Origin of the sequence: Limnohabitans sp. (assembly GCF_038134685.1) — a bacterium.
Taxonomy (GTDB): Bacteria; Pseudomonadota; Gammaproteobacteria; order Burkholderiales; family Burkholderiaceae_C; genus Limnohabitans_A.
On sequence record NZ_JAYPVP010000003.1, the window covers coordinates 25461 to 37432 of the forward strand.

The 11972-nt window shown below is 57.0% G+C and carries 14 protein-coding genes and 1 pseudogene; 2 read left to right on the forward strand and 13 right to left on the reverse strand.

Going from position 1 to position 11972, the window contains the following annotated elements; all coding sequences use genetic code 11:
• A pseudogene (locus AAFM15_RS01945) lies at positions 1-291 on the reverse strand (coproporphyrinogen III oxidase); the annotation flags it as partial.
• Between the two features lie 190 nt (positions 292-481).
• On the opposite strand from AAFM15_RS01945, the gene fnr reads away from it, so the two are divergent.
• The gene (fnr, locus tag AAFM15_RS01950; RefSeq protein ID WP_341685018.1) at positions 482-1210 is read left to right on the forward strand and encodes a fumarate/nitrate reduction transcriptional regulator Fnr; all 729 of its coding nucleotides are present in this window, start codon (positions 482-484) and stop codon (positions 1208-1210) included.
• A 54-nt stretch (positions 1211-1264) separates the two neighbouring features.
• Here fnr and AAFM15_RS01955 read toward each other — a convergent pair whose 3' ends face one another.
• The 9 genes from AAFM15_RS01955 to AAFM15_RS01995 form a co-directional block, all read right to left on the reverse strand.
• Positions 1265-1558: a hypothetical protein gene (locus tag AAFM15_RS01955; protein WP_341685019.1), complete on the reverse strand. Its 294-nt coding sequence runs from the start codon at positions 1556-1558 to the stop codon at positions 1265-1267.
• 46 nt (positions 1559-1604) lie between these two features.
• A complete protein-coding gene (locus AAFM15_RS01960) occupies positions 1605-1850 on the reverse strand; it encodes a nitrogen fixation protein FixH (RefSeq protein ID WP_341685020.1) in 246 nt (81 codons plus the stop codon).
• Positions 1851-1879: 29 nt separating this feature from the next.
• A complete protein-coding gene (gene ccoG, locus AAFM15_RS01965; protein ID WP_341685127.1) occupies positions 1880-3286 on the reverse strand; it encodes a cytochrome c oxidase accessory protein CcoG in 1407 nt (468 codons plus the stop codon).
• A gap of 104 nt (positions 3287-3390) precedes the next feature.
• Positions 3391-4308, reverse strand: coding sequence for a cytochrome-c oxidase, cbb3-type subunit III (ccoP, locus tag AAFM15_RS01970; protein WP_341685021.1), 918 nt, complete (start codon positions 4306-4308; stop codon positions 3391-3393).
• A gap of 35 nt (positions 4309-4343) precedes the next feature.
• Positions 4344-4484 carry a cbb3-type cytochrome c oxidase subunit 3 gene (locus AAFM15_RS01975; protein WP_341685022.1) on the reverse strand — a complete coding sequence of 47 codons (141 nt, stop codon included), beginning with the start codon at positions 4482-4484 and terminating at the stop codon, positions 4344-4346.
• Between the two features lie 17 nt (positions 4485-4501).
• Positions 4502-5128, reverse strand: a complete 627-nt coding sequence (gene ccoO, locus AAFM15_RS01980; protein ID WP_341685023.1) for a cytochrome-c oxidase, cbb3-type subunit II — start codon at positions 5126-5128, stop codon at positions 4502-4504.
• Positions 5129-5141: 13 nt separating this feature from the next.
• Entirely contained in the window at positions 5142-6578 is a 1437-nt protein-coding gene (ccoN, locus tag AAFM15_RS01985) for a cytochrome-c oxidase, cbb3-type subunit I (protein ID WP_341685024.1), read from the reverse strand.
• Positions 6579-6649: 71 nt separating this feature from the next.
• Positions 6650-6787, reverse strand: coding sequence for a cbb3-type cytochrome oxidase assembly protein CcoS (gene ccoS / locus AAFM15_RS01990; RefSeq protein ID WP_341685025.1), 138 nt, complete (start codon positions 6785-6787; stop codon positions 6650-6652).
• 28 nt (positions 6788-6815) lie between these two features.
• Complete coding sequence (locus AAFM15_RS01995; RefSeq protein WP_341685026.1) at positions 6816-9122, reverse strand: cation-translocating P-type ATPase; 2307 nt, start codon at positions 9120-9122, stop codon at positions 6816-6818.
• A gap of 112 nt (positions 9123-9234) precedes the next feature.
• On the opposite strand from AAFM15_RS01995, the gene AAFM15_RS02000 reads away from it, so the two are divergent.
• Positions 9235-9678 (forward strand): universal stress protein, encoded by a 444-nt coding sequence (locus AAFM15_RS02000; RefSeq protein WP_341685027.1) that lies wholly within the window; start codon positions 9235-9237, stop codon positions 9676-9678.
• A gap of 19 nt (positions 9679-9697) precedes the next feature.
• On the opposite strand, the gene AAFM15_RS02005 is transcribed toward AAFM15_RS02000, so the two are convergent.
• The 3 genes from AAFM15_RS02005 to AAFM15_RS02015 all read right to left on the reverse strand — a co-directional run.
• Positions 9698-10471: an enoyl-CoA hydratase-related protein gene (locus AAFM15_RS02005; protein ID WP_341685028.1), complete on the reverse strand. Its 774-nt coding sequence runs from the start codon at positions 10469-10471 to the stop codon at positions 9698-9700.
• Positions 10464-11273: a prolipoprotein diacylglyceryl transferase gene (gene lgt, locus AAFM15_RS02010; protein ID WP_341685029.1), complete on the reverse strand. Its 810-nt coding sequence runs from the start codon at positions 11271-11273 to the stop codon at positions 10464-10466. Before lgt ends, AAFM15_RS02005 begins: the two co-directional genes overlap by 8 nt.
• A gap of 48 nt (positions 11274-11321) precedes the next feature.
• A partial coding sequence (locus tag AAFM15_RS02015) for a dihydroxy-acid dehydratase (RefSeq protein WP_341685030.1) occupies positions 11322-11972 on the reverse strand: 651 nt, incomplete at its 5' end.

Consider the following 11972-nt stretch of genomic DNA (forward strand, 5'->3'; position numbering starts at 1 on the left):
CAGCTGCACCTCGCGCTCCAGGTACTTGAGGTACTCGGCGCCGCGCTCATGGTGCTTGGTGATGATCTTGTTGCAGGCGCAGTAGTAGCACAAGGACTCGCAAAACGGAATGTGCACATACAAGGACAGCGGTTGTGACCGGGCTGCCGCGCTGCCGCTGCGTTGATCGAGCGCCTGCAAATAATCCGATTCCGTAAAAGCCTCCACAAACCGGTCTGCAGTAGGGTAAGAGGTGTAGCGTGGCCCGGGGACATCAAAGCGGGTCAGCGATTCGGAGGTGATGGCACTCATGGTCGTGCTGCAGTCTGATCAAGATGGATGCCGTACTGTGACCTCTGAATCACTTTTCGGCCTTGATACACATCAACTTTTCCGGCGTTTTCACCCGAAATATGCACAATAAAGAGCTACGCAACATGCAGCGGGGCAAAACGTATTAAGCTAGCCACTTGATCTGGGGCAAACAAGCCCCTCACACTCTATGGACAAACAAAGCATCAAAGTCGCCTGCTCCAACTGCAACCTGCGTGAGTTGTGCATGCCGGTTGGCCTGTCTGATCAGGACCTGATCAAACTCGACGAGCTCGTGGCCACTCGCCGCAAGGTGAAACGCGGAGATACGCTGTTCAACAATGGCGACAAATTCACATCGCTTTTCGCCATCCGGACTGGGTTTTTCAAGACTGCATTGGCCACTGAGGATGGCCGCGATCAGGTGACCGGCTTTCAGATGGCTGGCGAGATCATTGGGCTCGACGGCATCGTTCACGATCGCCATACCTGCGATGCCATCGCCCTCGAAGATGCTGAGGTCTGCGTCATGCCCTTCGACCGGATTGAAGAGCTTTCACGCGAAGTCACTGCCCTTCAAAGCCATGTGCACAAGATCATGAGCCGCGAAATCGTGCGTGAACATGGCGTGATGCTTTTGCTTGGCAGCATGCGCGCCGAAGAGCGTGTCGCCGCCTTCCTGCTCAACCTGGTGCAGCGTTTGCATGCACGTGGTTTTTCCCAATCAGAACTGGTGCTGCGCATGACCCGTGAGGAAATTGGCAGTTACCTGGGCCTCAAGCTCGAAACCGTCAGCCGAACCTTTTCAAAGTTTGTGGAAGAAGGCATTGTGGAGGTCAAGCAGCGGCATGTTCGCATCCTCAACACACAGTCTCTGCAAAACCTGGTGAACAACCAATCGTCCTGTTCCAACTGCTAAAACTGCAAAGTATCGGTGTCACAAAAGAAAGAGCCCCAGCAGGGGCTCTTTTTTTCAGCGGCAGCAGGCTGTTTTGGCACAGTCTGCAGGTCGCTGGTTTTCCGGCACTGGGCAGCGGTTGACCTCAAACGGCGACATGCTGAGCATGGTGGTCAAGGCGCTGGACAAAATCGTCAGACCCCAAAACAGGAAAAAGCCGATGGTATAGACCGCCTCACGCGAAACGGCCAGCGGATGTCCAAACCAGGAAAGGTCCTGCGGATCCACCAAGCCAAACACCAGCACTTCCAGCAAACCTGCGACCAGGAAAGCCGGCCAGAGCACCCACATCACTCGTTGTCCCAACATATCAGTCTCCTTTTTGTTTCGATTGGACGACGGTACTTTTGATCATTTATTTTTTATCTTTGGCTTCGGGCATGACACCCGTAGCCGCATGGTTGCGAGCTTGCATGGCCGGCGCAGCTCCAATATTGCGCGCGCTGGACTCGTCCTCTGCCGGTACATAAGCTTGCGTGTTGATCACCGGATCCTGGGCTTTGGCAGCCAGATAATAGGTCACAAAACTGGCGATCATCACGACCACGGGGCCAAGAATCACCAGCCAGACATGGCCAAATCGCCACCATGGTTTAGACATTGATTGCGTCATGATTATTCCCTCCAAAGTCAGCGTGGAACCAGGAACATGGATTTCTCGCTCAAATGACCGACTTCCTGTCCTTGCGGATCCACAGACTGAATGTTGAAATGTATCGCGTGCGTGCCAGATGCAGCAGCATCGTAAGGCATTTGCAATCGCACGGTCACCCAGCGGGCTTCTGTGGCGGGCACATTGACAGTGTCTTCAGTCACGATTTGCAGCCCATTGATGCCCTCTGCGGTGAGTTTGAAATCGAGCGCATGCTCTGCTGCATTCATGAACTGGAGGCGATACACGTTCTCGACCTTGCCACCCTGAACAATCCTGGCCAATGCAGCACGGTCACGCACGACATCAACCTTGAACGGTGTGCGCATCAGCAGGGATGCAAAAACCGCAATGATGATGAGCCAGAGAATACCCGTGTAAACCAGCACGCGTGGCCGCATGACACGGCGCAGGGTCTGCTTGCCATCCCACTTGTTGACCATGGCATTTTGCGTGGAATACTTGACCAGTCCACGGGCGTATCCCATCTTGTCCATGACCGTATCACACACGTCTGCACAAGCACCGCAACCGATGCACTCATATTGCAGCCCCTGGCGGATATCGATACCTGTGGGGCACACCTGCACGCACAGGCTGCAATCCACACACGAGCCCAGATTCAGGGTCGACAGATCAGCCTTCTTCGAGCGCGCACCACGTGGCTCACCACGCTCTTCGTCATAGGTCACGATCAATGTGTCCTTGTCGAACATGGCGCTCTGGAAACGTGCGTAGGGGCACATGTATTTGCACACCTGTTCGCGCATGAAACCAGCGTTACCGTAGGTGGCAAAGCCGTAAAACAGAATCCAGAAAATACCCCAGGCGCTCACCTGCCCTGCGATGAAGTCGCCGCCCAATTGTTGAATCGGTGCAAAGTAGCCAACAAAGGTAAAGCCAGTCCAAAGGGAGAAAGCAATCCAGGCCAGATGCTTGCCGCCTTTGCGCCACAACTTTTTGAGACTGAAGGGAGCCGCATCAAGGCGCATGCGCGCAGACCTGTCACCTTCAAACTTGTGCTCGAACCAAAGGAAAATTTCGGTATAGACCGTTTGTGGACACGCATAGCCACACCACAAACGCCCCGCCACCGCCGTAAACAGGAACAGGGAAAGCGCAGAGATCACCAGCAGCCCTGTCAGGTAAATAAAGTCCTGCGGATACAGCACGATCCCGAAAATATAGAAGCGACGCGCGCCCAGATCGAACAGCACCGCCTGTCGTTGCCCCCACTCCAGCCAGGGCAAACCGTAAAAAATGATTTGCGTCAGGATGACCAAGCCCCAGCGCCACTTTGCAAACAAGCCCTGCACACTGCGCGGGTAAATCTTCTTTTGTGCGACGTACAAGGAAACCAGTTGTGTGCTGTCTTCAGCATCCACCTGTTTGGAAGCTTGCGAGGTGCTGTTTGAATCTTGTGAGCTCAATCTTTTCTTCCCGACAAAACAAAAAAGGGCACCCCGAGAGGTGCCCTTTGAATGTACGCTTACTTGGCGTTCGCGGTCTTGATATTTGACAAGCCCCAGACGTATGCAGACAGGACATGGATCTGACCTTCGGTCAACTTGTCTTTCCATGCTGGCATCACGCCATGCTTGCCATTGTTGATACGCTCAACAATCGCGTTTTCGCCGTAGCCGTGCAGCCAGACGTCATCGGTCAGGTTGGGCGCACCCATGGCCTGCATGCCTTTGCCGTCCATACCGTGACAGGCAGCACAGGCGCCCCATTTGGACTTGCCCAAAGCGGCCTTGACGGAGTCATTGGGCGCGCCAGACAGACTCAAAACATAGTGAGCCAGGTTGCGCACATCGTCAGGCGAACCCACTGCAGCAGCCATCGGAGGCATCATGCCTTGACGACCATTGACCAGGGTTTCCTTGATCGCCTCGGGAGCACCGCCCCAGAGCCAGTCGCCATCCGCCAAATTGGGGAAGCCCTTGCTGCCGCGCGCATCAGAACCGTGGCACTGGGCACAATTGTTCATGAACAGGCGGTCACCAATGGCCATGGCTTGCGGATCCTTGGCCACTTCTTCCACGGCCATGCCCGAGAACTTGGCATACACCGGTGCCACTTGCTCATTGCCTTTGGCCATTTCGGCGTCCCACTGGCCATGTGAAGACCAGCCGAATTTGCCGCCGAAAGAGCCCGCACCGGGGTACATCGCCAGGTACAACAGGGCAAACACAATGGTGATCAGAAACAGCCCCACCCACCAGCGCGGCAGAGGGTTGTTCATTTCACGCAGGTCGCCGTCCCAGACGTGACCCGTGGTGTTGTCGTTGGCCGTCATGGCCTTGGCTTTGCCCGAGAACCACAGGAGCAAGAGACAGGCGATGATGCTGACCAGGGTGATCCCGGCCACATAGAGAGACCAGAAGTTGCTGATGAAGTCACTCATTTTTATTCCTTGTATTTGTGGAAAGGGAACCGCGTTCAGTCATCGTTGCGCAACAGGTGCTGAGCAGCTTCGTCAAACTTGGCCTTGTTACGGCCAGACCAAGCCCACCAGACAATGCCCAAAAAGGCAATGAAGGTCAGCACAGTCACGATCGAGCGAGCAGTATTGATGTCCATACAGTTCCCCTGTCACTTCACTTGCGATGGATGCCCAAAACCTGCAGGTAAGCGATGACCGCTTCCATTTCGGTTTTGCCTTTGACCTCTTCAGGCGCCTTGGCGATTTCTTCATCGCTGTATGGCGCGCCCAAGGTACGCAGACCCTTCATGTGTGCGCCAATGCTCGAGGCATCCACCGTGTTCTTTTCCAGCCATGGGTAGGCAGGCATGATGGACTCGGGCACCACGTCACGCGGGTTGACCAGGTGAATACGATGCCACTCGTCGCTGTAACGGCCACCCACGCGCGCCAGGTCGGGACCCGTACGCTTGGAGCCCCACTGGAAGGGGTGGTCATACACAAACTCACCGGCCAGGGAGTAGGAGCCATAACGCAGGGTTTCAGCGCGGAAGGGACGAATCATCTGCGAGTGGCAGTTGTAGCAGCCTTCACGCACATAAACGTCACGGCCGGCCACTTGCAGCGCGGTATAGGGCTTGAGACCCTCGATCGGTTGAGTGGTGGACTTCTGGAAGAACAGCGGAACGATTTCCACCAGGCCGCCAAACAGCAGCACGATGAAGATCAGCACGATCATCAGGAAGTTGTTGGTTTCCACTTTCTCGTGGGAGAGACCGCCAGATTGATGGTTGTTTGCCATGTTGTTTTTCTCCTCAGGCGTGTGCTGTAACAGCAGGAATCTGCACTTCGGTGGAACGGCCCATGGTAGCCGTCTTGATGACGTTCCACAGCATCAGACACATGCCGCCCAGGTACAGCAAACCACCCACCAGACGCAACACAAAGAACGGCATGGAGGCTTTCACCGACTCGACGAAGGTGTAAGTCAGGGTACCGTCGGTGTTGATGGCGCGCCACATCAGGCCTTGCATCACACCGGCAATCCACATGGCTGCGATGTACAGCACGATACCGATGGTGGCGGTCCAGAAGTGGATTTCAATGGCTTTGATGCTGTACATCTTCTTCTGGCCAAACAGGCGCGGGATCAGGTAGTACATGGAACCCATGGTCACCAGGCCCACCCAACCCAAGGCACCAGAGTGCACGTGGCCCACGGTCCAGTCGGTGTAATGCGACAGGGCGTTGACGGTCTTGATGGACATCATCGGGCCTTCGAAGGTGGACATGCCGTAGAACGACAGGGACACGATCAGGAAGCGCAGGATGGGGTCATCACGCAGCTTGTGCCAGGCGCCCGACAGCGTCATGATGCCGTTGATCATGCCGCCCCAGCTGGGGGCCAGCAGGATCAGGGAGAAGACCATGCCAATCGACTGGGTCCAGTCAGGCAAGGCGGTGTAGTGCAGGTGGTGAGGACCTGCCCACATGTAGGTAAAAATCAGGGCCCAGAAGTGCACGATCGACAGGCGATACGAGTACACGGGACGCTCTGCTTGCTTGGGGATGAAGTAATACATCATGCCCAGGAAGCCTGCAGTGAGGAAAAAGCCCACCGCGTTGTGACCGTACCACCACTGCACCATGGCGTCTTGCACGCCGGCATAAGCAGAGTAGGACTTGAGGGCACCCACTGGCAACGCAGCGCTGTTGACCAGGTGCAGCAAGGCCACCGCAATGATGAAAGCGCCGTAGAACCAGTTGGCCACATAGATGTGACGCACCTTACGTGTGCCCACGGTACCGAAGAAGACCACTGCGAAAGCCACCCAGACCAAAGTGATCAGGATGTCGATGGGCCACTCGAGTTCGGCATATTCCTTGCCGCTGGTGTAACCCAAAGGCAGCGAAATGGCAGCCAACAAAATGACCAGCTGCCAACCCCAGAAGGTAAAGGCCGCCAGCTTGTCGCTGAACAGGCGCACCTGGCAGGTACGCTGAACGACGTAGTAGGCAGTGGCGAACAGGCCGCAACCACCAAAAGCAAAGATCACGGCATTGGTATGCAGTGGTCGCAGTCGCCCAAACGAGGTCCATGGAAGGCCCAGGTTCAGCTCCGGAAAGGCCAGCTGCGCCGCGACGATGACGCCGACGAGCATACCGACCACGCCCCACACCACCGTCATGATGGCGAATTGTCTGACAACGGTATCGTTGTAGACAGAGGCTTGCGTGTTGGCAAATTTCATTTTCACCTCGTATTTACACAAATTAACAGTCCGAGTGTCAGGGCTTTACAGCTCCAAACACTTGATGAATATCAATCGTTGCGCAGAATGCGCTCACCTTCTGCTTCGATGTCTTCAAATTGCCCCCTTTGGATGGCCCACCAGAGGCCTGCGAGGATGAAAAACACCAGAACGACCGACAAGGGAATCAGCAAGTAAAGAATATCCATGCTTTGTCCTTATGCATACTTCTAATCATTAAGAATTCTTTTGCTTCGCGTTCGTGGAAAGTCGAAGCGCATTGAGCACCACCACCAAAGAGCTGGTGGCCATGCCCAAGCCAGCAGCCCATGCCGGCAACATGCCCAAGAGAGCCAGTGGAATGCAGGCCAGGTTGTACACCAAGGCCCAAACAAGATTCTGACGTACGATCTTCATGGTCAAAGTGCTGTGCTGCCAAGCGTTCAGCAAATCGCGCAATTGCCCACCCAACAACACAAAATCTGCCTGAGCCTGGGCCAGCGGCACTGCTTGCCCCAGCGCAAAAGACACGTCTGCCCCAGAAAGAACAGGCCCATCGTTGAGGCCATCGCCCACCATGGCCACGCGATGTCCCTGCTTTTGCAGCGTTTGCAGCTGCTGCAACTTGTCCTGCGGGGTGCAAAGACCACGAGCCGACTCAACATGGAGTGCACGGGCCACGCGTTGCACGGCAGCGACACCGTCACCGGAAAGAATGCGCACATCCAGCCCCTTGTCCTGCAAGGACTTGACGATAGCGGCCGCATCCTCGCGCAAAGCTTCGTTCAACTCAAAGGTCGCCATCCAACCATGGGCATCAGCCAGGCTGACCTGCAATTGATCAGAGCTCAAAGCCGGGGCACCGCAGAAAGCTGCCGAGCCCAGGCGCAAGTCCATCGTCTGCCCATCCCGCTGCAGCCGCGCCTGCAGGCCCTGCCCTGACTTTTCCTCAAAGCCCTGGAGTTCGAGCGCCGCGTCTTGTGCAGGCATGGTCTGTCGCGCGTACGCCACCAAGGCGCGCGAGACCGGATGTATGGATTGCCTTGCCAGGGCCGAGGCCAAAAACACGGCCTGCTGAGGCGATACACCGTCGCGCACATGAACGCTCGACACAGTGAAGTCATCGCGCGTTAGCGTACCGGTTTTGTCAAAAATGACGGTATCGACTTCAGTCAAACGTTGCAGCGCACTCAGGCGCCGCACCAGAACACCGCCTCGGGCCAGAGCGCCTGCAGCGGCCAACATGGCAGAGGGCGTCGCCAGCGAAAGCGCACATGGGCAAGTGACGACCAGCACAGACACGGCCACCATCACCGCATGAGCCGGACTTTGCTGCCACCCGTACCATGCCGACGCGCTGGCTGCGATCAACACTCCCCACAAGAATGGTTTGGCCCAGCGGTCAGCCAACACAGCCACTTGCGGCTTGGTGACCGAAGCAGACTCCATCAGGTTCACGATTTGTGCAAACCGCGTAGCAGCCCCCACCTGTGTGATGCGTACCAGCACTCGGCCCGACAAGTTGTGGCTACCTGCAATCACGGCATCGCCCACGCCACGAGTCAAGGGTCGCGACTCTCCAGTGAGCAAAGCCTCATCCACTTCAGAATGTCCCGCTATCAAGACACCGTCGCCGGCAAAAGCCTGTCCGGGCAAAACCTCGATGACATCACCAACCACGAGCTTGCGAATGGATACCCTCTGCCATTGATCACCCACTTGTCGCACCACCTGATCAGGCAAGCGGTTCATGACCGCCTCCAACGCTCCTGCCGTCTTGTCGCGCATACGCAGCTCCAGCCAGCGCCCCGTCAGCAGAAAAAACACAAACATGGTCAGCGAATCGAAGTACACCTCCGAGCCAAACAACCCCTCGGGATCAAACGTCCCGAGGGAGCTGACCACAAAGGCGATCAACATGCCCAGTGCTACTGGCAAATCCATGCTGATCTGACGCTGTTTCAGGTCACGCCACGCATTCACGAAAAACGGTTTGCATGAAAACACCATGACCGGCAGCGACAACACCCATGATGCCCAACGCAGCAATCCAATCAAATTGGGAGAAATCTCGCCAGGCGCAGTGACATAGCTGGGCGTGGCGTACATCATGACCTGCATCATGCACATGCCCGCCACAGACACTCGCCACACCATCTGGCGCGCTTCGTGCCGACGGCGTTCATGGGCATGTACGTCGTTGGCAGGCAAGGCACGGTAACCTGCCTGGGCCGCAGCAGCCATCCATTGCGAGGGACGAGTAACACTTTCCTTCCAGGTGATGCGCCCACGGTGGCTGGCCGCACTGACCTGAACCTCTTGCACACCGGGGATGGCCTTGAGCGCCTGCTCAATCGTGATGGCACACGCCGCGCAATGCATCCCTTCAAACACAACGCTGGACGACCAGCACTCTGGTTTCCCGGGCGTTGTCTGGCTGAAAACTTGCCACTCCTGTGGCTCATCCAGCAATTGCCAGGCTTGCCGATCTTCTTCGGCCACAGTCAGGGGGGCTCCAGTCGTGGAGCTGGTGATATCTGTCATGCTCGTTACCTTAGAGGCATCGAGCTTGCAAAAGCTTGATGCACATCAAGACAGCATAGCGTCCAAGCGCCTAATCTGACATCATCCATCCACAACTTCACAGGAGATTGCCATGTACCAACGCATTTTGGTCGCCACCGATGGTTCCAGTCTGTCCAAAAAAGCCATTGCCAGCGCCATTTCCTTGGCCGCTACTTGTGGCGCAACGCTGGTCGCGGTCAAGGTCGTGCCCCGCTATCCGCAAGCCTACTTTGAAGGCGGCATTCCACTGAGCACCCAGGAAATCGCCAAAGTCGAGCAGCAATGGGCCGATGCTGCCAAAACAAGTCTGGACGCCGTGGCCAAAGCCGCTGGCGCCAAAGGTGTTGCCGTCAAGCCTGTGGTCGTCAAGTCCGATGTTGTGTCCGATGCCCTCATCGCTACTGCCAAGAAACACAAGGCCGATTTGATCGTCATGGCCTCCCATGGACGCAAAGGCATCAAGCGTTTGCTGCTGGGCAGCGAAACCCAACAGGTGTTGACCCACTCGCACATTCCTGTCCTGGTTCTGCGCTAAAAACCGGGCCCGCTGCTCGTTAAAAACGCGGCGGGCGCTTCTCCAGGAAGGCTGCAATTCCTTCGCGGTGTTCCTCGTGCGCTGCGTAATCGTAGGCACGGTCCAACACAGCGTCACTCAAACCCTGCGCAGCCAAGGCTCGCAGGGTTTGTTTGTTCAGGCGTGCGGAAAGTGTGGACAGGCTCAGCACTTGCTCTGTCATGCGTTCGACAGCATCGTCAAAAGACAAAGACTCTAGCGTTTGACACAGGAATCCATTGCCCAGCAAGCGCTCTGCCTTGAAAATCTGCGCCCCCAGCAACATCGCACGAGCCAGGCCATCGCCCAAAGCGCCGGCCACCAGCAAGGCTTCGCGCGGCGCCATTGGGAAACCCAATTTGCCAATGGGGGCACCAAAACGAGCGTCGTCTGTCGCTATGCGCAAATCGCAGCAGCTGGCCATCTCCACCCCGGCCCCCATGCAATTGCCGCGAATGGCGGCAATCACTGGAACGTCGCAATCCAGAATGGCTTGCAAACCGCCCCAGACCTCTTCTTCGTGAAAGGTGCGAAGCGCTTCGACATCGTGTCGAAACATCGGGTATTCGGAAATGTCCCCACCCGCGCAGAAGTGATCACCTTGGCCCTGCAGGAGCACACAACGCACATCGCTCCTGCAATTGAGCTCACCAAACACGCGCTTGAGGTCTCGCCACATCTGGCGGGTCATCGCATTGAAGCGCGCAGGACGATCAATCACTACCCGAGCTACAGCGTCTGCTTGCGACCAGTGAACCGATGCCTGATCAGCCATGCGCCACCTGCGCAGAGCGACCAGCCCACCACCACAAGAGCAAACCGCCCAGCATCATGGGCACGCACAGCCACTGACCCATGCTCAGGCCCAGCGAGAGCAAGCCCAAAAACGCGTCCGGCTCGCGGAAATACTCGGCTACAAACCGCAGCAAGCCGTAGCCTCCAAGGAAAACTGCCGCTACCTGCCCTGTTGCACGGGGCTTGCGCGCATACAGCCACAACACCACAAACAGCAAACAGCCTTCAAGCAAGAACTGGTAGATCTGCGAAGGGTGACGTGGTACATCCCCCGCACCCCGAAACACCATGGCCCACGGCAAGTCGGCAGCAGCTGCACGCCCCCAAAGTTCGCCGTTGATGAAGTTGCCTATGCGCCCTGCAGCGAGCCCTGTGGGCACACAGGGGGCCACAAAGTCCATCACCTGCAAAAACGGACGCTGCCGGCTTCGGGCAAACCACACCATGGCCACAATCACACCCAACATGCCGCCATGAAAGCTCATGCCGCCCTGCCAGACCGCAAACACTTCCAAAGGATGGCTCGCGTAATAGTCGGGTTTGTAAATCATACAGTAGCCGATACGACCGCCCGAGATGACGCCCATCACACCCAAGAACAGGATGTCTTCGACATCTTGCGCTTTCCAGGCTGACAGATTCACGAATGGCGGATGCTTCAAACGGCGGCGAGCCAGCAGCATAAAAAGCGCAAAAGCAGCCAGGTACGTCAGGCCATACCAGTGCACCGCGATGGGGCCAAGTTGCAGTGCAACGGGATCAAATTCGGGTTGGGTCAACATGGAACTACAAGGGAAAAAGGCCCCTTGCGGGGCCCTGGCATCGGAGCATCAGCCTTCAAGACGAGACAGATCGCGCACCGCACCTTTATCAGCCGAGGTGGCCAGCAAGGCATAGGCCTTGAGGGCGGCAGAGACTTTGCGCGGACGCGCCTTGGCGGGCCTCCAGCCCAGCTTGTCCTGCTCGGCGCGGCGCTTTTCCAGCTCCTCATTGCTCACCAACACGTCGATGCTGCGATTGGGGATGTCAATACGAATGCGGTCGCCATTGCGCACCAAGCCAATGTTGCCGCCCGCTGCCGCTTCGGGCGAGCAGTGACCAATGGACAGGCCAGATGTACCGCCCGAGAAACGACCATCGGTCAGCAGTGCACAAGCTTTGCCCAGGCCTTTGGACTTGATGTAGCTGGTCGGGTACAGCATCTCTTGCATGCCAGGACCGCCTTTGGGGCCTTCGTAGCGGACCACGACCACGTCGCCCGCCTTGACCTTGTCGCCCAGGATGTTTTCGACGGCTTCGTCCTGGCTTTCGACCACGTGGGCCGGGCCTTCGAACACCAGCAGACTGTCGTCCACGCCTGCGGTCTTGACCACGCAGCCGTCCTGGGCGATGTTGCCGCGCAAAACTGCCAAGCCGCCTTCCTTGCTGAAGGCATGCTCAAACGAGCGGATACATCCTTCAGCGCGATCGGTGTCCAGACT

Bases quoted from the DNA above. Each gene is read 5' to 3' on its own strand.
- fnr (WP_341685018.1), top strand. From the start codon at position 482: ATGGACAAACAAAGCATCAAAGTCGCCTGCTCCAACTGCAACCTGCGT.
- AAFM15_RS01955 (WP_341685019.1), bottom strand. From the start codon at position 1,558: ATGTTGGGACAACGAGTGATGTGGGTGCTCTGGCCGGCTTTCCTGGTC.
- AAFM15_RS01960 (WP_341685020.1), bottom strand. From the start codon at position 1,850: ATGTCTAAACCATGGTGGCGATTTGGCCATGTCTGGCTGGTGATTCTT.
- ccoP (WP_341685021.1), bottom strand. From the start codon at position 4,308: ATGAGTGACTTCATCAGCAACTTCTGGTCTCTCTATGTGGCCGGGATC.
- AAFM15_RS01975 (WP_341685022.1), bottom strand. From the start codon at position 4,484: ATGGACATCAATACTGCTCGCTCGATCGTGACTGTGCTGACCTTCATT.
- ccoO (WP_341685023.1), bottom strand. From the start codon at position 5,128: ATGGCAAACAACCATCAATCTGGCGGTCTCTCCCACGAGAAAGTGGAA.
- ccoN (WP_341685024.1), bottom strand. From the start codon at position 6,578: ATGAAATTTGCCAACACGCAAGCCTCTGTCTACAACGATACCGTTGTC.
- ccoS (WP_341685025.1), bottom strand. From the start codon at position 6,787: ATGGATATTCTTTACTTGCTGATTCCCTTGTCGGTCGTTCTGGTGTTT.
- AAFM15_RS01995 (WP_341685026.1), bottom strand. From the start codon at position 9,122: ATGACAGATATCACCAGCTCCACGACTGGAGCCCCCCTGACTGTGGCC.
- AAFM15_RS02000 (WP_341685027.1), top strand. From the start codon at position 9,235: ATGTACCAACGCATTTTGGTCGCCACCGATGGTTCCAGTCTGTCCAAA.
- AAFM15_RS02005 (WP_341685028.1), bottom strand. From the start codon at position 10,471: ATGGCTGATCAGGCATCGGTTCACTGGTCGCAAGCAGACGCTGTAGCT.
- lgt (WP_341685029.1), bottom strand. From the start codon at position 11,273: ATGTTGACCCAACCCGAATTTGATCCCGTTGCACTGCAACTTGGCCCC.